This window comes from Pseudomonas brassicacearum subsp. neoaurantiaca, assembly GCF_013608025.1.
Lineage (GTDB): Bacteria > Pseudomonadota > Gammaproteobacteria > Pseudomonadales > Pseudomonadaceae > Aquipseudomonas.
The window spans coordinates 145701-164439 of the sequence record NZ_VDLV01000008.1; the positions used below are offsets into that span (position 1 = coordinate 145701).

Genomic DNA, 18739 nt, shown 5'->3' on the forward strand with positions numbered 1-18739 from the left:
CATGACGATCCAATGGCATGAAATAAACACCGCACCGTCGATGTCCGGGCTGTACGCCAAGGCCGCGACACGCCGCAAGATAACCGGCACGATCCTGCCTGACCTCGGGCTGCGCCAGGTGATCCAGGTCGACCCGCAACGCCTGGCGGCGTATCGCAAGGTCTGTGGCTTCGCCGAAAGCGGGTTGCTGCCACCGACCTATCCCCATGTCCTGGCGTTCGCCCTGCAAATGCAGTTGCTGACCGCCCGGGAGTTCCCGTTCCCCTTGCTGGGACTGGTTCACCTGAACAACCGCATCCGTGTGCTGCGGCCCATGGGCGGCGTCAGCCAGGTGCGAGCCAGCGTCAACGTCGAAAACCTGCAACCTCACGCCAAGGGTGCGGTGTTCGATTTGGTGACCCGTATCGAAGATCAGTTGGGACCACTGTGGGAAGCCGAGAGCCAGATGCTGTGCAAAGGTGTCCAGCTCGATGGTGCGCTGGTCGAGGAGCCGCCGTCCTCGCCCCTCGATTTGACCGAGGTGGCGCCCTGGACAGCGCCCGCGGACATTGGCCGGCAATACGCCAAGGTCTCCGGCGACTACAACCCGATCCACCTGAGCGGCGCCAGCGCCCGTTTGTTCGGCTTCCCCACCGCCATCGCCCATGGGCTGTGGAACAAGGCGCGGGCCCTGGCGGCGCTGGATGACCATTTGCCCGAGGCCAACATCGAAATCGACGTAACCTTCAAGAAACCGGTGCGCCTGCCCAGCGAGGTGACATTGCTGGCGAGTGCGGCGGGGTCAAACGGGCATTTGCGACTGGAGGGGGCTGGAGCGCTGGAGCATATGCAGGGAAGCTGGCAGCCGGTTGCCTGAAAAGTCCCCGCCATCCTGTGGGAGCGAGCTTGCTCGCGATGACGGCGGCACATTCAACACATGTGCAAACCGATCCATCGCCATCGCGAGCAAGCTCGCTCCCACACGGTTCTTCATTCAGCGCGGTGGGTAGTTGGACAAAATCCGCCCCACCGTCTCACGCACCTTCGTGCTGCGTTCCGCCGGGTTGGGCGAATCGCTGAGCAACTGCTCGTCGCTGCCACGCCACACCAGCTTGCCGTCCTTGCCATCAAGCAGGTCGATCTGCACCGTGGCAACCTTGTAGCTGACATTGCGGGTCTCGTTGTACATCGGCCCGCCCCAATAGCCATTCCACGGGCCACCCCAACCGCCGCCATAGTTTGTCGTCACTTGTTGCTGACGGTCTTCGACGATCAGATAGGCCTGGACCTGCATGTCGCCCCGAGCACCCGCCTGCGCCGGACGCAAACCGCGCTGGTCAAGCTGCTCGGCGACCGCCTGGCGGATCCGCTGCTCAGTCAGATCGCTCTTGATACGCGGGTCATCCGGACGGTATTGCAGGGCCGGTTCTTTCCAGCTCCAACTGCGGTAGGCCGCGAAATCCCGACTGGTGTCGAAGTCGTGATTGACCTGGCTATTGGCGCAGGCGCCGAGCAGCAGGACAAGGGCAAACGGAACAAGACAGCGAAACATGGTTTTTCTCCGTTGCGTAATCAACTGGGAGGGTAAGCCGACATGGCCTTTTCCACGGCTTCACGAATGGCATCGGTGCGCTCGCTTTGGTGGCCCCGCTGATTGGCCTCGGCACTGGCGCTCCACACCGGCTGGCCGTTGCGGGCGTCGAACAGATCCACTCGGACCACCACGACTTGCTCCTGATAAGTACGCACCACCGGAACGGTGTTGTACATGCCGTAACCCGGTCCATAACGGTTGTAACCGCCGTAGTATCCCGAGTCGTAATCGTCCCGGACCTGACGGATGCGGGTCTCCAGGCGCAGCTCGGCACTGACGAAGAGGTCCGCGGGGCGGCTGTCATGCAGTGGACGCAATCCACGTTGGTCCAAGGCATCGCTCACCGCTTCGGCCACCTGGGCCGAATCCGCCCAGGCGGTGCCCGGTGGCAGCCGGCCGTTGAGCCAGGCCCAGCTGCGATAGCGTCCATAATCACGGGGCGGCGCGGGGTAAGCGCTGCGATCGAACACGGTGGCGGCTTCGGGTGGTGCCGGCGGCAATGGATTGGACGTGGCGACGTACGGGTTGCTGCCCTGGCAGGCTGCGAGTCCGAGGCATAACGCCAATAATCCTGAACGACCTTTCATTTCGCTCTCCGATGGCTCTTCAGGTCAGAGCGGCCGACACACCCAGTGTAGATAACGTCCCAAACCGGCAAAGGCCGGATGGCGACGGTGGGCCAGTTCCATTTCCAACAGCTGCGCAAGCTCCACGCGTCCTTGGAACTCCACGGGCATATAGTCATGAAAAACCCGCACGCCACTTTGGCTTTCGACCTGCCACAGGTCTTCAAGTTGCGCCGCCAATTCCCGAGGATCAAGGGGTTGTTGCGGCGTCAGGCTTTGTTTTTCACCGGCCATGTCGTTTTTGCGCAGCTTGCGAAAATGGCCTTTGAGCAGGTTGCGATAGATCAGCGCGTCACGGTTGTAGAAGGCCAAAGACAACCGGCCCCCAGGCTTCGTGAGCTGATGCAGCACCGGCAGGATCGCGTGGGGCTCGGCCAGCCATTCGAGCACCGCGTGGCACAGCACCAGATCGTAAGGCTCGGTGAGCTGGCCAAGCAGATCCTGCCACGGCGCCTGGATGAACGTTGCGTGCTGGCCGGCCTCGGCGAAGCGTTGGCGGGCGCCTTCGAGCATGGGTTCGGCCGGCTCGGCCAAGGTGACCTGATGACCGCGCTCGGCCAGCCACAGCGACATATGGCCCAGGCCCGCGCCGATGTCCAATACGCGCAGCGGCCGCTCCGGCAGGCTTTCCAGCAAATCGGCCTGGAGCACGGCTAGGCGGATCGCCCCCTTGGCCCCGCCATAGATCTTTTCCGCGAAGCGCGTGGCGAGCTGGTCGAAATGACGGTCACTCATGGGCGAACCGCCGCTCGCTGTCGGCCAGCTTGCTGCGTACCACGGCGTCCATGTCCAAGCCCAACTCACTGCACAGCAGCAACAGGTACAACACGATGTCACCCACCTCTTGACCCGCGTGGGCCAGCTTATCCGCCGACAACTGCCGCGATTGGTCCTCGGTCAGCCATTGGAAAATCTCGACCAGCTCAGCCATCTCTACGCTGGCGGCCATGGCAAGGTTCTTCGGGCTGTGGAATTGCCGCCAGTCGTTACGGTCACGGATGGCGTGCAGGCGTTCGGTCAGTTCAACAAGGTTCATCGGGCTCTCCTGAATGCGCATAGCTTCGGGGGGATGAAGGGGGAAAGGCAAGCGTCTCGGTACGAAGCGGCGAATTGCCTCATAATCGAACGATCGCAGCCGGCGCAGCTCCTACAATCAGAAGCCAACGGCTCGATTTCGGTTCCTCTTCATCAGGATGCACACATGCAGGCAGAAAGCTTTTTCGAATGGCTCGGCCAGGCGCTCGGTTCGGTGATCCGTTTCATCGTCGACCTGCTCAGCGGCCTGTTCAACACCTTGGCCAATGCGGGCGGCAATTTTGTCGACGGACTATCCCGCACGCTGGGCATGGACACCTCGATCATCAGCATCGTCGCGCTGATCCTCGGGCTGATGCTGCTGTACTCGGCGATCCGCGCCTTCATGCGCGCGTCGATCGTCATGGGCATCATCTGGCTGGTGCTGGGGTTGTGGTTGTTGAGTTGGATCATTCACTAAAGTCTCCAGCGTCCCCTTGCCTGACACACCCCGTGGCGAGGGAGCTTGCTCCCGTTGGACTGCGCAGCAGTCCCCCCAAAAGCAGGGCCGCTACGCGCCCCAGTGGGAGCAAGCTCCCTCGCCACAATGAATCCAAGTTCCGCAGGGAACGATCAAACAATAACCCGCTACAATCGCGCTCCATCAAGGAGCCCGCATGTCCAACCTGATCGCCGACTGGCGCGACCGCCTCACCCATCGCCGGGTCTGGGCGCTCGCCGCACCGATGATTCTCTCCAACATTTCCGTGCCGTTGGTAGCGCTGGTCGACAGCACCGTCATCGGCCACTTGCCCCATGCCCATCAACTGGGCGCGGTGGCGGTCGGCGCAAGTCTGTATACGGTCCTGGCGTGGGCCATGGGTTTTTTGCGCATGGGCTCCACCGGGTTCGCCGCCCAGGCCGCCGGGCGTGGTGACGGTGCGGCGTTGCGACAGGTCTTGCTGCAAGGATTGCTGCTGGCGATGGGGCTGGCGGTGATGCTCGGGGCTGTCGGGGTGCCCTTGAGCAATGTGGCGCTGCATTTCATGCAGCCGTCGGCCGAACTCAATCAACTGACCCGGGATTTCTTCCACACCCGCCTCTTCGGTTTGCCTGCGGCCCTGGCCAGTTACGCACTGGTCGGATGGTTCCTTGGTGCCCAGAACGCACGGGCGCCGCTGGCGATCCTGTTGGTGACCAACCTGGTGAACATCGCCCTTAACCTCTGGTTCGTGATTGGCCTGGACTGGGGTGTGGTCGGTTCGGCCCGGGCGTCGGTGATTGCCGAGTGGACCGGCGCGCTGGTCGGCCTGGCCCTGGCGCGCAATACACTGCGCGCCTGGCCGGGACAAATAGCCTGGGCAGCCTTGGGCTTGTGGAAAAGCTGGCAGCCGCTGTTGGCGGTGAACCGGGACATTTTCATTCGCAGCCTGGTGCTGCAATCGGTGTTTTTCCTGATCACGGTGCAGGGCGCGCGCCTGGGGGACGCAACCGTGGCGGCCAACGCCCTGTTGCTGAACGGCCTGCTGCTGACCGCCCACGCGCTGGATGGCCTGGCCCATGCTGTCGAAGCGCTGTGCGGCCACGCTATCGGCGCCCGCGATCGCCTGGCCTTGCGCCGTTCCCTGGTGGTCGCTTGCGGCTGGTCCTTGATCGCCAGCGTGGGGTTTGCCCTGCTGTTCCTGCTCGCCGGCCATTTGTTCATCGACCTGCAAACCAACATCGCCGTTGTTCGCGACACCGCCTACCGTTACCTGCCTTACCTGGCGGCCCTACCACTGATTGCGGTCTGGAGCTATTTGCTCGACGGGCTGTTCATCGGCGCCACCCGCGCTCGGGAAATGCGCAACGGCATGCTCCTGACCTTGTTGCTCGCGCTGCCGTTCGCCTGGGTTTTGCAAGGTTTGGGCAATCACGGGTTGTGGATCACCTTCCTACTGTTCATGTCATTGCGTAGCCTGACCCTGGGTACCGTCGCCTGGCGCTTGCAACGCAGTGACGGCTGGCTCGAACCCCGCAGCACATGAGGTTCAGCGATGCTTGCCCTGCCATAGCCGTCGCAGATGATCGAGACGTTCGCGCTGCGACTCACCCGGCAGGTTCGATACTGGCCGCGCGTCAGGGTATTGCAAGCGCAGCCACAGCCAGCCATCGAGCACAGCCTGTTCGCTGAAGCCAAGGGCCAAGCCTTGCTGCAGATAGCCCCAGAGCAACCAATAGTCACGCCCCGTGGAGCGCGACCATCGCCAGACGTGACGCTCCAGCAGACACACCTGCAACTTGCCCTGCTGCCTGTCGCTAAGCCCCTGTTCATTTTCCAGCGCCGACACCGGCAGCCCGGGGTTGGAGAGTTGTTGCCAGCCCTGACACCCCATCGACCAATCAGCCCAGGTGCCGCCGAACCAGCGCAGCTGGTTGATCGGCCCCAGCCAGCGGCTGAGTTCCCGGGGATCGCAACCATCGAAGAAATAGCTGGCGGTATGGGGGTTGTAGTAACTCAACAAGGCTTTGTGATGCAGGCCCAGCGTCACCGTCAACATCCTTCGAAGGTGCATCAGGAGATGCTCGGCGGGCGTGGCGGTGACTAACAGCAAACCCGGCCAGGATCGCGCATCCAGATGACACAGGCTGGCCAGGGCGGGCGATCGCCGCAAATCCACCAACAGCGGACCGTGCATTCGCAACGCATGAAATTCTGTGCCTTCGAACAAGGCAAAGTGCCTGGCCTCCGAAAACTGTGCCCGCAGGAGCTGCGCAGCGTCGGGGGTCTGCGGCACATCGAGCAATAGCCATTGAGGCGCGGAGCCAGGCATGACGGCGGCATTCATGGCGCCGCGCCCGTGATCATGCGACAGGTACATATCGACTGGGTACAGGGGCTGAAGCGCCCGCCTCCGGGCAGTAGGCAGAGCAGGATCAGTGGCTCGCCCTTCTGGATCGCGCAGAGCAACGGCGAATCGACGTCGGGCAGCAAGGGCAGTTCTTCCAACGTTTCGCTCGGAAGCAAGTCGCTGGCAGTCGCCGCGCTGGCGGGGAAACCGAGGAACGCACTGATCAAAGGACGATCCGGATCGCCTTCGATAAAGCTCACCAACACCTCGACGCCCTCGCGGATACCCTCCACCGCACACGCTGCCAGCTCCGGTGCCAAGGGCAACCAGCAGTGACTGGGGCTGGCCCCTTCTCCCTGATAAACCCAGTCGAACTGCACCGCCACCCGCCCGGCCAGCTGTTCCGCCGGTGCCTCGACGTCCACCACCCATCCACGTTGCCGACTCACCATGACAGGTTTTTCGGGAACCCTGCTCGCCACGAACGGCAACCCCCACGGGGCGGCTCGAAACTGGTTGCTGTACGCCCCGCCCTGTCCCCGATGTTCAACCTCGGTCAATAACCAACGCTGGTTCCACTCTTCATAGGGATGCGCCGTCAACGACAGGATCTGGCCGCCGTACAGATGTCTCAAATCGCTGCTTCCACGCGCGACGTGCCTTCTCGAAGCGTCGATATCGACCCTGAACGCATGCACTGCCGAAGCCTGTATTTCACTGCTGTAAACAGCTTTGCCAGCAGGAACAGCGCCGCCCACGGTATCGGCGAACACCACGCCGTGTCCGTCTCGGCCCTGCTCGAAATGAAAATGAATGCCCGCTTGGGCGCACACCCGCTGGAGAAATTGCAGGTCGGATTCACGATATTGGGTACAGAAATCCTGCACGGGATAGTCGCAACTCAGGTCCAGGCAAACGTCGCGGCCGTTGATGCCGTGTTCCTTGAGCACTTGGCGGATAATTTGCGGCACCGAGCGTGCATTGAACACGCGCTGGCTGAAGCGCAGTGCAAGGCATGCCAGCTTCGGCCCGATACGCACACGGCAACCGCTGCCATGTCGGTCTTGCACGAGTTCATGAAGCTGCCCGTGAATGCCTCGACCGGGAGCGCCAAAACTCAACCAGACGCTTCGGTACAACAGACTCGCCAAATCCAGGGCCGGGTCGCCGGTCAGCACCTGAGCCTCAAAAACGAAGGGCTCGCTGATGGCTTCACTGCCCGTGAAGGCCACGACGACGAAGGGTTCAGGCAGACCGGCTATCTCCAGACGAAATGACTGCTCGCAGGCTGGATCGGACATCGGCGTTTCTCTACAGGAGGGGCGACCGGGCATTCTCGCTGAGAGCTTTGGTCGAGTAGAGAGCTCAAGGACAAATTAGGAAAGGGACTACAGGAAATAAGGACCCCGCCCGGTCAAACGCATCAAAGTACGTAGCCGAATACGCGAAAAATCCTTCCCACGCAAAACAAAATGGCGAGGAAGCACGCTCCCTCGCCATATTCAATAACGCAACCGCTGCACGGTCCTGTCAGGAAGACAGATACGACGAACGCGTCAGTCCCAGGCGCAGCGCATCCAGGAATTGCGTGCGCTCGGCGGCGGTGATACGGGCACTGGCGCACTTGTCGCGGTAGTGCGTCATCAACTCCTCCGGCGACAGGTGCACGTAGCGCAGCATGTCTTCGATGGTGTCGTGGGTTTCGATACCGGCGTGGTAAACACTGCCGTCGGCGTTCTGGTAGATGTTCACCGAGTCGGTGTCGCCGAAGAGGTTGTGCATGTCGCCGAGAATTTCCTGGTAGGCACCCACCAGGAAAATACCCAGCAGATAATCTTCACCCGGATTGAGCGAGTGGACCGGCAAGCTGGTCTCGATGCTCTGTTCGTCGACGTACTGCTTGATCTTGCCGTCGGAGTCGCAGGTCAGGTCTTGCAGCACGGCACGGCGCAATGGCTCTTCGTCAAGGCGATGCAACGGCAGGATCGGCAACACTTGGCCGATGGCCCATGTGTCCGGCAGGCTCTGGAATACCGAGAAGTTGCAGATGTACTTGTCGGCCAGCTTGTCATTGAGCTCGTCCAGCACCTGGCGGTGCGAGCGCTGACGGGCCTTCAGCGAGTTGTGCAGGCGGCGGCACACCGCAAAGTAGCACTGCTCGGCCAGGGCTTTTTCCGCCAGGGTCAGCTTGCCGTCGGCGTACTGGGCAGCCACGTCGCTCATGTAGTGGGTGGCGCGCCAGTAGGTCTCGGTGACCATCTCGATGTCAGTCGGGCCCAGCAGGTCTACCAGCCATTGCACGGTTTCCGGCAGGCTTTCCTTGTTTTCGATCACCGGCACGTCATCGTGATGTTTCTCGACGTCGGTCACCTGCACCACCAGCATGGCGTGGTGGGCAGTCAGCGAGCGGCCACTTTCGGAGAAAATGTGCGGATGCGGCAGGCTCTGCGCATCGCAGAACTCCTTGAGCATGCCCACTACGACACCGGCGTAATCATCCATGTCGTAGTTGATCGAGCTGGCGTTGCGCGAGTGCGTCCCGTCGTAGTCCACGCCCAGGCCGCCGCCGACGTCGATGTGATCCACCGGCAGGCCAAGGTTGCGCAGCTCGCCGTAGTAACGGATCGCTTCCTTGAAGCCATGCTGGTAGTCCGCCAGGTTGGCGATCTGCGAACCCATGTGGAAATGCAGCAGGCGAATACCCTGGTCCAGGCCGGCGGCGCGGAAGCGCTCGACCACCGAGAGCAATTGCGCGGCCGACAAGCCGAACTTGGATTTCTCGCCACCGGTATCGGCCCACTTGCTCGACGCCAGGGACGACAGGCGCACCCTCAGGCCAACCTGTGGCTTGACCTTGAGCGACGCGGCTTCTTCGATCACCAGGCCGACTTCGGATTCTTTTTCAATCACGATGAAGACATTGTGGCCGAGCTTCTGGCCCATCAGCGCGAGGCGGATGAACTCACGGTCCTTGTAGCCGTTGCAGACGATGGTCCCGCCCTTCGGCGCCAGGGCCAGCACGGCCAGCAGCTCGGGCTTCGAGCCAGCCTCAAGGCCGATGGAGACGTTCTGGGTCGCGATGATGTTCTCGATCACCGCTTCCTGCTGGTTCACCTTGATCGGGTAAAGCGCGGTGTACTGGCTCTGGTATTCCAGGCGCGCGATGTTGCTGTCGAACGCGCCGGTGAGCTGACGCACCCGGTCTTGCAAGATATCCGGGAAGCGCACCAGCAACGGCAGCGAAAGGCCGCTCTGGCGCAACTGATCGACTTGCTCATACAGATCGATGGGCGAGCTGTCGGGGCCGTTCGGACGGACTTCGACGCGACCGGCGTCGTTGATCGCGAAATACCCGGCCCCCCAATGGCGAATCCCGTAAACACTGCGGCTGTCCGCAACTGTCCATTGGCTGCCATCGTCTTTGCGTGTGCGTCGTACGGACATCGAAGTCCCCTATAAAGAAGTCAAAAAGCACCATCCGATCGGAGGCTGGCGCAGTCTAGAGAATGGAAATGACGATTTGCCTGTAAGCAAGGTAGACCCTGCCCGCAGCGCTGAGTTTAAAACCCGTTCAGAACAGGCTCTGTGAAAACCATGCGGGCGACTGGCGAACCGGGGGTTCGGATCAAGCCGGGGTGGTTTTCACAGAGGCTGCTAGCCGCCGGATTTCTTAGCCTTGAAGCCGTGTTTGGTGAGTTCCGCCAGCAGCAGCTCGACGTGATCGCCCTGGATCTCGATGACGCCGTCCTTCAGCGCGCCACCCGTGCCGCAGCGTTTCTTCAACGTCGTCGCCAGCTCTTTGAGGGCGTCTTCGGCCAGCGGCACGCCAGTAATCGTAGTCACTGTCTTGCCACCGCGACCTTTGCTTTCGCGGCGCACGCGCGCGATGCCGTCGCCGACGGGAACGGCGGTCTGTTTGCAGATGCAGGCATCCACCGGTTGGCGGCAATCAGGGCAATGACGACCGGCGTCGGTAGAAAATACCAGGCCGCCCAGGGCGGCGAAGGATGCGGCTTTTTTGGCCACCGGCAATCCTCTTGGGAGGACAAAGACTGGTCGAGGGGCGAAAGTGCCTCGACCGCGAAGCCCCACTCAGGCAGGGGCAGCGCAACTGGGCCGAACGATGTCGGCCAAGCTTGAAAAGTCGCGCAGTGTAACGACAAAAAGGCGACTTGCTAAGGGCCAATCGGCGCCAATTTACAGCTTCTTTGCGACACCGCCCTCCCGGGCTCGCAAATAACGTCCGAGCGCTGCCAGGGAGTCCGGGCAATAAGGCTTGTAGCGGATTTCCTCCAGCACCTGTTCGACGGGCAGGAAACGCGCCTCCAGCACCTCTTCCGGCTGCAGGATCAACGGACCGTCCCACACTGCCGAAAACGCCGAGCACCACAGGCGACTGCCGGTGTCCTCGAAATAGAAATGGTCATGGGCAACCAATTCCACACCGCTCACACCCAGTTCCTCTTCGAGTTCACGGGCTGCCGACTCGGCGTACGTCTCGTGCGCCTGCACCATGCCACCCGCTGCAACGTCCCAATAGCCGGGATAAATGGCTTTGCTCAGCGTCCTGCGATGAACGCACAGCTCACCGGCCGAATTGAACAGCATGATGTAGGTGCCGCGTCCGATCAGGCCGCGCTCGCGCAAGTCCGAACGCACCAGGCTGCCGAGCAGGTTGTCATGCTCATCGACCCAAGCGATCAGCTCGGCATCCGAGGCCGCTCGGTGAGCGTCCTCCCGAGTGCTTTCGTCCATCGGTCAGCCCTGGTTCAGCAATTGCCGCAGGTCAATCACCGCCGCATTGGCACGGGAAATATAGTTGGCCATGACCAGCGAATGGTTCGCCAACACACCGAAACCGCTGCCATTGAGGATCATCGGACTCCAGACCGGCTCTTGCGAGGCTTCCAGCTCGCGAATGATCTGCCGCACGCTGACCGTGGCGTTTTTCTTCGCCAATACATCAGCGAAGTCCACTTCAATGGCGCGCAGCAAATGGGACAGCGCCCAGGCCTGGCCGCGTGCTTCGTAGAACACGTTATCGATTTGCAGCCATGGCGTCTCGACCACTTCTTCATCCACCTGCGGTACCTGACCTGGAGCCGGGACCTCGGTTTTCAGCGAAGTGTTGAGTTTCACCCGACCCACGCTGGCGGACAGCCGCTGGGACAGCGAGCCCAGACGAGTGCCGACATCGCCCAGCCAGTTGTTCAGGTTGTCGGCGCGGGCATAGAACAAAGCGCTTTTTTGTGCCGGATCGGAGAGACGCGCCTGATAACGGCTAAGGGAATTGATGCCTTCCTGGTACTCGGATTCACTGGAGGGCAGTACCCAGCTGCGGTTGTCGAAGTTGAAGCGCGGCTCGGCCTTGGCAAGGTCGGCGTCCTCTGCGGACTGTGATTGGGAACGGGCAAAATCCTTGCGCAGGGCACGGCTCAAATCGCGAACCTGAACCAGGACGCCGTATTCCCAACTCGGCATGTTGTCCATCCACAGGCCTGGGGGGAAACGGTCGTTGGAAATATAGCCGCCCTGCTTGGTCAGCAGGGTTCCGGCCACGGTCTTGAGGGTTTCGACGGTGGTGTAGCCCACCACCATTTGCTTGCCATCCTTCTCGGCCGCTGCCTGGGCATTCTGCTGCACCGGAAACAGCGCCGGCTCCTGGCTCCAATACCAGCCCACCGCAATGGTTACCAGCAGATACAAACCAATGAGCGTGGCCAGTGCCCGGCTGAAAAACAGCCCGCCCAGGTAGCTGCGGGTGTCCGATTTCGGCTCGGCGGCGCGTTCAGGCGCGCTGCCCGCGCGGTTTTTCCAGTCCAGCATGGCGATGTCCCTTCAATCACTTGAGTTCACGGTTCGACCACAACCTTACATCAACGTGCCTTGGCCGGCATCCGTCGTTGGGCTTATCGGAGAATTGCCACCAGCAGGCCAGGCGACTTCTAAGGGTTTCCCTTAACTGCGCCGGCCGAGAATTCGGAGCGGTCCTATCCACAAACACCCAACGTGCGGACGGATCAGGGCTTTTTAAACAACGAAACCGGCATGCGAATTGGATCCAAAGAAACCGCTACATCCCTTGTTTTACGGACGTTCACGGACAGCGGAGAGCCGATTGAAAACCGCTCGGTCAGAAACTGAATGGCTTCTCTTGGCAGTTTATTGACGTACGACACTCATGTAAGGGAAAAGAGGTGCTAGCATAGAGCCACCAGTCGATCTCAGCATGCCCCCTAACTAGTAGTCAGGATATGACCGAGTCAGAAGACCCCAGCCGTGAGCGCCTCAAGCACCACTTTGCCCAGCGGGTAATTCACCAGGCTCGCCAGATCCTCGAGATATGGCAGCGCCTGCAACGCAGCGAGTGGTCGAGTAACGACCTTTCCGAGCTCAGCGAAGCCAATTTGCGCCTGCTGCGCTTTGCCGAGCGTTTCGAACAGCCCGAGCACTGCCAGCTTGCCCAAGGCATCAGCCAGTCGCTGCAGGCAGTGGACGCCAATCGTGGACGCCTCAGTAGCCACCTGATCACCGAGATCAATCGCTTGATGCAGCGCCTGTCACGCACCGGCCTGCGCCATGGCGACCAGCTCGAGCAAACCTTCCTGCCGCCGCTGCGCAAGCCGATCTACGTGATGCTGCAAGACCACGACCGCGCTGAACGGCTGGCCAAGCAATTGGAATTCTTCGGCCTCACCGCCCAGGCGCTGGACAGTGTCGCGGCGTTCCGGGCTTCGATGATCGAGCGCCTGCCCGCGGCGATCGTCATGGATGTGGATTTCAGCGGCCCCGGCGCAGGCCTGACATTAGCGGCCCAAGCCCAGGAAGGGCTCGACCAGGCCATTCCACTGCTGTTCTTCAGCCTGCTTGAAACCGATACGCCCACCCGCCTGGCAGCGGTGCGCGCCGGCGGCCAGGAATTTCTCACCGGCACGCTCGAAGCCTCGAGCCTGTTGGAAAAGATCGAAGTGCTGACCTGCGTTGCCCAGTACGAACCCTATAAAGTGCTGATCATCGATGACTCCCGTGCCCAGGCCTTGCACACCGAGCGCCTGCTCAACAGCGCCGGCATCGTCACCCGCACGCTCATCGAGCCGATCCAGGCCATGGCCGAACTGGCGGACTTCCAGCCCGACCTGATAATCCTCGACATGTACATGCCCGCCTGCACCGGCACGGAACTGGCCAAGGTGATTCGCCACAACGACCGTTATGTCAGCGTGCCGATCATTTACCTGTCCGCCGAAGACGACCTGGACAAGCAGCTCGACGCCATGAGCGAAGGCGGCGATGACTTCCTGACCAAACCGATCAAGCCCCGGCACCTGATCACCACGGTGCGCAACCGCGCTGCCCGGGCGCGCAATCTCAAGGCGCGGATGGTCCGCGACAGCCTCACCGGCCTTTATAACCACACCCACATCTTGCAACTGCTCGAAGACTGCAGCTTCCGCGCGCGCCGCGAAGGCAAGCCCCTGAGCTTCGCCATGCTGGACATCGACCATTTCAAGCGAGTCAATGACAGCCATGGCCACCCCATGGGCGACCGGGTGATCAAGAGCCTGGCGCTGTTCCTCAAGCAGCGCCTGCGCAAGACCGATTTCATCGGACGCTACGGCGGCGAAGAGTTCGCCATCGTCATGCCCGATACCGACATCGACGCGGCCTGCAAGGTGCTGGATGAAATCCGCCAGCGCTTTGCCGAAATCCATTACCCGGCCCAACCGCAAGACCTGTGGTGCACCTTCAGCGCCGGGGTGGTGGAGATGAGCGAGGAGTCCGACAGCCTGATGATGGCCAGCCAGGCAGACGAAGCCCTGTATCGCGCCAAGCACGCGGGGCGCAACCGGGTACAGAGCGCCAGGCAATCAAAGCAAAGTGCCACTTTTTCATCGGAATCCAATGATTCGGTCATAAACGTGTAACGCAGACGCAATAACTTCAGGCACTTACGATTCTGCCCCCGGTAGACCCTTGATGCGCCTGAAGCTGCTGACCAATCTCAACACCCTTCTTTTAGTTGCCGTGTGCCTTGGCCTTGGCGCCACCCTTTGGTGGTCGCAGGTCGCCTTGGAACGTCCGTATCTGCTGATGGAGCGCTACCTCGGCCTGTCGCGGCAGTTCCAGGGCGAAGTGGCACGCAACATCGAGGATTACCTGGCCAGCGGCGACGCCCTGCGCCTCAGCGCGGCCACCCAAGCGCTGGAAAACCTGCAAAAAGAGCTGGACCAGTTCCCGCCGGACCTGGCCAAGACCCTGCGCCCGAGCCTGGCGAACCTCGATAGCTTCAGCAAGACCGACCTGCTGGCCGCCGGAAAATTGGCCGGCGATCCCCAGGCCCTGTTGTTGCAGGCCGAACGGGAACTGAGCGCCAGCCTCGATCAACTGGCCCAGTACGCCAACGGCACGCCAGCGTATCTGCCGCCGCTGTTCGCCGCGTCGCAACATCTTGGCCGGCTGTCCCTCGCCCGAGACAAACTCGTCAGCAGCGGACGCAGCGAATTGGCCGCCGATGTCGAGCGGGAACTGGCGAGTATCCGCGCCCAGGCCCAACTGCTCGATAGCCTGCCATTGCTAGGCGTCACCGCCAGCAGCGAATCGGGCAGCGATGATTTCGCCGCCATGATGGGTTTGGAGTCTCAGGAAAAGGCCGCTACCGAAGACGCCGGTATCGCGCTCAAGCGTGAGCTCAACAGCCTGCTCGGGCGTTACCCTGCGGAATTGGCCCGCACCCGCGAATTGATTCAGAAACGCACGGAACTGAGCGATGCCTCGCATTTGAAAACCACCGATGTGCAACAAGCAATCGACGCCATGGAGCCTGCGGTGCGCGCCCAGCACGGACGGATCCAAGGCGAAGTACGCATGATCCAAGGCCTGATGATTGGCCTGATCCTGCTGATCGCACTGCTCATCGATACCCTGCAGCGGCGCCTGGCCCGGACGTTGACCCGCCTCGCTCCGGCCTTATCGACCTGGGCAGAGGGAGATTTCAGCGGCGATATCCATGTGGGCGCCAGCAACCGTGAACTGAAGGATATCGAAGCCTCTCTCAACCGCCTGCGGGCTTATCTGGTGGACCTGGTGGGCGCCATCCGCCAGAACGCCGAACAGGTGGCAGGCAGCAGCCGCGCCTTGGCCGAACTGAGCGGCGAGCTGCACAGCGGCGCCGAACACCAGGCGGGCGATACCGCGCTGATTCGTGACTCCCTCAGCGAACTAGAGGCGACCATCCAGCAGGTGGCCGGCGATGCCAGCCAGGCCGCAGATGCCAGTCGCAGCGCCGGGAACGCCGTGGAGCACGGCCAGAAAGTCATCGGCCTGAGCCTCGCCGGCCTCCATGCGCTGGTGGGCGAGGTGCAAGGCAATGCGCAGATGATCGAACAACTGGCCGAGGAGTCGGCGACCATTGGCGGTGTGCTGACCGTCATCCGCTCGATTGCCGACCAGACCAACCTGCTGGCCCTCAACGCCGCCATCGAAGCCGCCCGCGCCGGGGAAATGGGTCGGGGCTTTGCGGTGGTGGCCGAGGAAGTCCGCTCCCTGGCCCAACGCACGGCTGGCGCCACCTCGGAAATCCAGGCGCTGATCGCCCGCTTGCAACTGGCCGCGCGCCAATCGGTGGACGGCATGCGTGCCCAAGTCGAGCATGCCGAAGCCACCGCCAACCAGGCACAAGCAGCCGACGGCGCGCTGGACACCATTGTCGGCGCCATCCAGACCATTGCCGATACGGCCGTGCGCATCGCCGATGTCACCGCCCAGCAAAGCGACGCCGTCAGCGAGATCCGCGATCACAGCGAGCGGATACATCAATTGGGTGGCGACAATCTGCAGCGCATCGGCCAGGGCCGAGAACAAGGCGACAACCTGCTGGTGCTCGGCGGACGGCTGCACACGGCGGTGCAAGCGTTTCGGGTTTAACTCCAACAATCACCCAGGACCCACTGTAGAAGCGAGCCTGCTCGCGAAAGCGGTGTGTCAGATTGCATCGATGTCGAATCTGCCGCCGTCTTCGCGAGCAAGCTCGCTCCCACAGGGTTTGGTGGTGTTCTCAGATGTTGCGTGCTGCCTAAGTCCATTGTAGGAGCGAGCTTGCTCGCGAAAGCGGTGGGTCAGCTTGCCTCTATGTCGGATGTACCGCCGTCTTCGCGAGCGGGCTCGCTCCCACAGGGTCCGGCGCCAGTTTTCCGAGCGCGGGTGACCGGATCCATGGGCATGGTCACAAATTTCGCGCAAACATCGGTCAACGTGCCGGCTATTGCCGAGAACTGGACAGTCATAAAGGCTTTGCGGCATAGTCTCCGGGTTCTGACACCTGCTCACGGATAACAAGGAACAGCAGATGGCGACCCTATTGGTCCTGCACGGACCCAACCTGAACCTGCTGGGCACCCGCGAACCGGGCGTCTACGGCGCGGTGACACTGGCCCAGATCAACCAGGACCTGGAGCAGCGGGCCCGCAACGCCGGCCACCATTTGCTCTATCTGCAAAGCAACGCCGAATACGAATTGATCGACCGCATCCATGCCGCGCGCGGCGAAGGGGTGGACTTCATTTTGATCAATCCAGCAGCTTTTACACACACAAGTGTCGCATTACGTGACGCGCTGCTGGCGGTGAGCATCCCATTCATCGAAGTGCATTTGTCCAACGTGCACAAACGCGAACCTTTCCGCCATCACTCCTACTTTTCAGATGTAGCGGTGGGAGTGATCTGCGGCCTTGGCGCCAGCGGTTACCGACTGGCCCTGGAGGCCGCTCTAGAGCAGCTTGAAAAACAGGCAACAGCTTGAACAACAAGCGTTAAACGCCCCTGACCGACCCTTGGGAGTTGATGATTCATGGATATCCGTAAAGTTAAGAAATTGATCGAATTGCTGGAAGAGTCCGGTATCGACGAGCTCGAGATCAAGGAAGGCGAAGAGTCCGTACGCATCAGCCGCCACAGCAAGACCCCGGCCCAGCAGTTCTATGCACCGGCCCCGATGCAAGCCCCGGCTGCCGCGCCTGCTCCGGCAGCCGCGCCAGTAGCCGCTGCAGCGCCAGCCGCACCTGCGGCGCCAACGCTGAACGGCACCGTGGCCCGTTCGCCAATGGTGGGCACGTTCTATCGCAAGTCCTCGCCATCCTCGCCGTCCTTCGTTGAAGTCGGCCAGACCGTGAAGAAAGGCGACACCCTGTGCATCGTCGAAGCCATGAAGATGATGAACCACATCGAAGCTGAAACCAGCGGTGTGATCGAATCCATCCTCGTCGAAGACGGCCAGCCGGTTGAGTACGACCAACCGCTGTTCACCATCGTTTGAACCGCGGAGAGCCTTTGATGACTGCGAAGTTGGAAAAAGTTCTGATCGCTAACCGCGGTGAGATCGCCCTGCGGATTCTGCGTGCCTGCAAAGAGATGGGCATCAAGACCGTCGCCGTTTACTCCAAGGCCGACAAAGAACTGATGCACCTGGGCCTGGCGGACGAATCCGTCTGCATCGGTCCGGCGTCGGCTGCGCACTCCTACCTGCACATCCCGGCGATCATCGCCGCGGCCGAAGTGACCGGTGCCACCGCCATTCACCCTGGCTACGGTTTCCTGGCGGAAAACGCCGACTTCGCCGAACAGGTCGAAAACTCCGGTTTTGCCTTCATTGGTCCGAAAGCCGAAACCATCCGCCTGATGGGCGACAAGGTTTCCGCCAAGCACGCCATGATCGCTGCCGGCGTGCCGACCGTTCCGGGCTCCGACGGCCCGCTGCCTGAAGACGAAGAAACCGCGTTGCGCATCGGTCGCGAAGTTGGTTATCCGGTGATCATCAAGGCCGCTGGCGGCGGCGGTGGTCGCGGTATGCGTGTGGTGCACAAGGAAGAAGACCTGATTTCCTCGGCCAAACTGACCCGCTCCGAAGCAGGCGCGGCGTTCGGCAACCCGATGGTGTATCTGGAAAAATTCCTGACCAACCCACGTCACGTCGAAGTCCAGGTATTGTCCGACGGTCAAGGCCATGCCATCCACCTGGGCGACCGCGATTGCTCGCTGCAACGCCGTCACCAGAAGGTCCTCGAAGAAGCACCGGCACCGGGCATCGACGAGCAGGCTCGCGAGGAAGTCCTGGCGCGTTGCGTCAAGGCTTGCATCGACATCGGCTACCGTGGCGCCGGCACCTTCGAGTTCCTCTACGAAAACGGTCGTTTCTATTTCATCGAAATGAACACCCGTGTTCAGGTGGAGCACCCGGTTTCAGAAATGGTCACCGGTATCGATATCGTCAAGGAGATGCTCAGCATCGCCGCCGGCAACAAGCTGTCGTTCACCCAGGATGACGTGGTCATCCGCGGTCACTCGCTGGAGTGCCGGATCAACGCCGAAGACCCGAAGACCTTCATGCCAAGCCCAGGCACCGTCAAGCATTTCCACGCACCAGGCGGCAACGGCGTTCGCGTCGATTCGCACCTGTACAGCGGTTATGCGGTTCCGCCGAACTACGACTCGCTGATCGGCAAGCTGATCACTTACGGGGCGACCCGTGACGAAGCCATGGCGCGCATGCGCAATGCGCTGGATGAAATCGTGGTAGACGGGATCAAGACCAATATCCCGCTGCACCGCGACCTGGTCCGCGACGAAGGCTTCTGCAAAGGTGGCGTCAACATTCATTACCTGGAACACAAGCTGGGCAACCAGCATTGATGCCTTGGTGA

General features: G+C 61.6%; 17 protein-coding genes and 1 pseudogene. 8 read left to right on the plus strand and 10 right to left on the minus strand.

From position 1 onward, the window contains the following. Nucleotide 1 precedes the first annotated feature (1 nt). Nucleotides 2-856 carry a MaoC family dehydratase gene (locus FHK92_RS06140; protein WP_181287294.1) on the plus strand — a complete coding sequence of 285 codons (855 nt, stop codon included), beginning with the start codon at nucleotides 2-4 and terminating at the stop codon, nucleotides 854-856. Between the two features lie 117 nt (nucleotides 857-973). Here FHK92_RS06140 and FHK92_RS06145 read toward each other — a convergent pair whose 3' ends face one another. From FHK92_RS06145 to FHK92_RS06160, 4 genes are read right to left on the minus strand one after another with little or no spacing between them, the layout of a single operon-like run. After that, nucleotides 974-1531, minus strand: coding sequence for a DUF4136 domain-containing protein (locus FHK92_RS06145; protein WP_181287295.1), 558 nt, complete (start codon nucleotides 1529-1531; stop codon nucleotides 974-976). 20 nt (nucleotides 1532-1551) lie between these two features. After that, nucleotides 1552-2160, minus strand: coding sequence for a DUF4136 domain-containing protein (locus tag FHK92_RS06150; RefSeq protein WP_181287296.1), 609 nt, complete (start codon nucleotides 2158-2160; stop codon nucleotides 1552-1554). A gap of 24 nt (nucleotides 2161-2184) precedes the next feature. Then, a complete protein-coding gene (locus tag FHK92_RS06155; protein WP_181287297.1) occupies nucleotides 2185-2934 on the minus strand; it encodes a methyltransferase in 750 nt (249 codons plus the stop codon). Next, complete coding sequence (locus FHK92_RS06160; protein WP_181287298.1) at nucleotides 2927-3235, minus strand: MazG-like family protein; 309 nt, start codon at nucleotides 3233-3235, stop codon at nucleotides 2927-2929. Before FHK92_RS06160 ends, FHK92_RS06155 begins: the two co-directional genes overlap by 8 nt. A gap of 165 nt (nucleotides 3236-3400) precedes the next feature. On the opposite strand from FHK92_RS06160, the gene FHK92_RS06165 reads away from it, so the two are divergent. Further along, complete coding sequence (locus FHK92_RS06165) at nucleotides 3401-3694, plus strand: hypothetical protein (protein ID WP_030138039.1); 294 nt, start codon at nucleotides 3401-3403, stop codon at nucleotides 3692-3694. A 196-nt stretch (nucleotides 3695-3890) separates the two neighbouring features. After that, on the plus strand, nucleotides 3891-5240 hold the full coding sequence (locus FHK92_RS06170; protein ID WP_181287299.1) for an MATE family efflux transporter: 1350 nt from the start codon (nucleotides 3891-3893) through the stop codon (nucleotides 5238-5240). Between the two features lie 3 nt (nucleotides 5241-5243). Here the strand turns inward: FHK92_RS06170 and FHK92_RS06175 are convergent, their stop codons facing one another. From FHK92_RS06175 to FHK92_RS06200, 6 genes are all read right to left on the minus strand, one after another. Continuing rightward, nucleotides 5244-6041 (minus strand): DUF4123 domain-containing protein, encoded by a 798-nt coding sequence (locus tag FHK92_RS06175; RefSeq protein WP_181287300.1) that lies wholly within the window; start codon nucleotides 6039-6041, stop codon nucleotides 5244-5246. Continuing rightward, complete coding sequence (locus FHK92_RS06180; RefSeq protein WP_181287301.1) at nucleotides 6038-7345, minus strand: contractile injection system protein, VgrG/Pvc8 family; 1308 nt, start codon at nucleotides 7343-7345, stop codon at nucleotides 6038-6040. The genes FHK92_RS06175 and FHK92_RS06180 overlap by 4 nt, the downstream gene beginning before the upstream one ends. Nucleotides 7346-7574: 229 nt before the next feature. Beyond that, nucleotides 7575-9488, minus strand: a complete 1914-nt coding sequence (speA, locus tag FHK92_RS06185) for an arginine decarboxylase (protein WP_181287302.1) — start codon at nucleotides 9486-9488, stop codon at nucleotides 7575-7577. A gap of 210 nt (nucleotides 9489-9698) precedes the next feature. After that, nucleotides 9699-10070, minus strand: coding sequence for a translation initiation factor Sui1 (locus FHK92_RS06190; RefSeq protein ID WP_181287303.1), 372 nt, complete (start codon nucleotides 10068-10070; stop codon nucleotides 9699-9701). 171 nt (nucleotides 10071-10241) lie between these two features. Then, nucleotides 10242-10799 carry an NUDIX hydrolase gene (locus tag FHK92_RS06195; protein WP_181287304.1) on the minus strand — a complete coding sequence of 186 codons (558 nt, stop codon included), beginning with the start codon at nucleotides 10797-10799 and terminating at the stop codon, nucleotides 10242-10244. Between the two features lie 3 nt (nucleotides 10800-10802). Further along, nucleotides 10803-11870: a DUF2333 family protein gene (locus FHK92_RS06200; RefSeq protein WP_030138032.1), complete on the minus strand. Its 1068-nt coding sequence runs from the start codon at nucleotides 11868-11870 to the stop codon at nucleotides 10803-10805. Nucleotides 11871-12298: 428 nt separating this feature from the next. Here FHK92_RS06200 and FHK92_RS06205 point away from each other — a divergent pair, with 428 nt between their 5' ends. The 5 genes and pseudogenes from FHK92_RS06205 (at nucleotide 12299) to accC (ending at nucleotide 18728) form a co-directional block, all read left to right on the plus strand. Further along, entirely contained in the window at nucleotides 12299-13969 is a 1671-nt protein-coding gene (locus FHK92_RS06205; protein WP_181287305.1) for a GGDEF domain-containing response regulator, read from the plus strand. Nucleotides 13970-15461: 1492 nt separating this feature from the next. Beyond that, nucleotides 15462-15968 (plus strand): annotated as a pseudogene (locus FHK92_RS28100) (methyl-accepting chemotaxis protein); the annotation flags it as partial. 421 nt (nucleotides 15969-16389) lie between these two features. After that, nucleotides 16390-16842, plus strand: a complete 453-nt coding sequence (gene aroQ, locus FHK92_RS06215) for a type II 3-dehydroquinate dehydratase (RefSeq protein ID WP_018605716.1) — start codon at nucleotides 16390-16392, stop codon at nucleotides 16840-16842. Nucleotides 16843-16890: 48 nt separating this feature from the next. After that, the gene (gene accB, locus FHK92_RS06220) at nucleotides 16891-17355 is read left to right on the plus strand and encodes an acetyl-CoA carboxylase biotin carboxyl carrier protein (protein ID WP_053118072.1); all 465 of its coding nucleotides are present in this window, start codon (nucleotides 16891-16893) and stop codon (nucleotides 17353-17355) included. A gap of 17 nt (nucleotides 17356-17372) precedes the next feature. Further along, the gene (gene accC, locus FHK92_RS06225; RefSeq protein WP_181287307.1) at nucleotides 17373-18728 is read left to right on the plus strand and encodes an acetyl-CoA carboxylase biotin carboxylase subunit; all 1356 of its coding nucleotides are present in this window, start codon (nucleotides 17373-17375) and stop codon (nucleotides 18726-18728) included. Nucleotides 18729-18739 lie beyond the last annotated feature (11 nt).

Excerpts from the sequence above, each read along its gene's own strand:
- FHK92_RS06140 (WP_181287294.1), top strand. The coding sequence starts at position 2 with ATGACGATCCAATGGCATGAAATAAACACCGCACCGTCGATGTCCGGG.
- FHK92_RS06145 (WP_181287295.1), bottom strand. The coding sequence starts at position 1,531 with ATGTTTCGCTGTCTTGTTCCGTTTGCCCTTGTCCTGCTGCTCGGCGCC.
- FHK92_RS06150 (WP_181287296.1), bottom strand. The coding sequence starts at position 2,160 with ATGAAAGGTCGTTCAGGATTATTGGCGTTATGCCTCGGACTCGCAGCC.
- FHK92_RS06155 (WP_181287297.1), bottom strand. The coding sequence starts at position 2,934 with ATGAGTGACCGTCATTTCGACCAGCTCGCCACGCGCTTCGCGGAAAAG.
- FHK92_RS06160 (WP_181287298.1), bottom strand. The coding sequence starts at position 3,235 with ATGAACCTTGTTGAACTGACCGAACGCCTGCACGCCATCCGTGACCGT.
- FHK92_RS06165 (WP_030138039.1), top strand. The coding sequence starts at position 3,401 with ATGCAGGCAGAAAGCTTTTTCGAATGGCTCGGCCAGGCGCTCGGTTCG.
- FHK92_RS06170 (WP_181287299.1), top strand. The coding sequence starts at position 3,891 with ATGTCCAACCTGATCGCCGACTGGCGCGACCGCCTCACCCATCGCCGG.
- FHK92_RS06175 (WP_181287300.1), bottom strand. The coding sequence starts at position 6,041 with ATGAATGCCGCCGTCATGCCTGGCTCCGCGCCTCAATGGCTATTGCTC.
- FHK92_RS06180 (WP_181287301.1), bottom strand. The coding sequence starts at position 7,345 with ATGTCCGATCCAGCCTGCGAGCAGTCATTTCGTCTGGAGATAGCCGGT.
- speA (WP_181287302.1), bottom strand. The coding sequence starts at position 9,488 with ATGTCCGTACGACGCACACGCAAAGACGATGGCAGCCAATGGACAGTT.
- FHK92_RS06195 (WP_181287304.1), bottom strand. The coding sequence starts at position 10,799 with ATGGACGAAAGCACTCGGGAGGACGCTCACCGAGCGGCCTCGGATGCC.
- FHK92_RS06200 (WP_030138032.1), bottom strand. The coding sequence starts at position 11,870 with ATGCTGGACTGGAAAAACCGCGCGGGCAGCGCGCCTGAACGCGCCGCC.
- FHK92_RS06205 (WP_181287305.1), top strand. The coding sequence starts at position 12,299 with ATGACCGAGTCAGAAGACCCCAGCCGTGAGCGCCTCAAGCACCACTTT.
- aroQ (WP_018605716.1), top strand. The coding sequence starts at position 16,390 with ATGGCGACCCTATTGGTCCTGCACGGACCCAACCTGAACCTGCTGGGC.
- accB (WP_053118072.1), top strand. The coding sequence starts at position 16,891 with ATGGATATCCGTAAAGTTAAGAAATTGATCGAATTGCTGGAAGAGTCC.
- accC (WP_181287307.1), top strand. The coding sequence starts at position 17,373 with ATGACTGCGAAGTTGGAAAAAGTTCTGATCGCTAACCGCGGTGAGATC.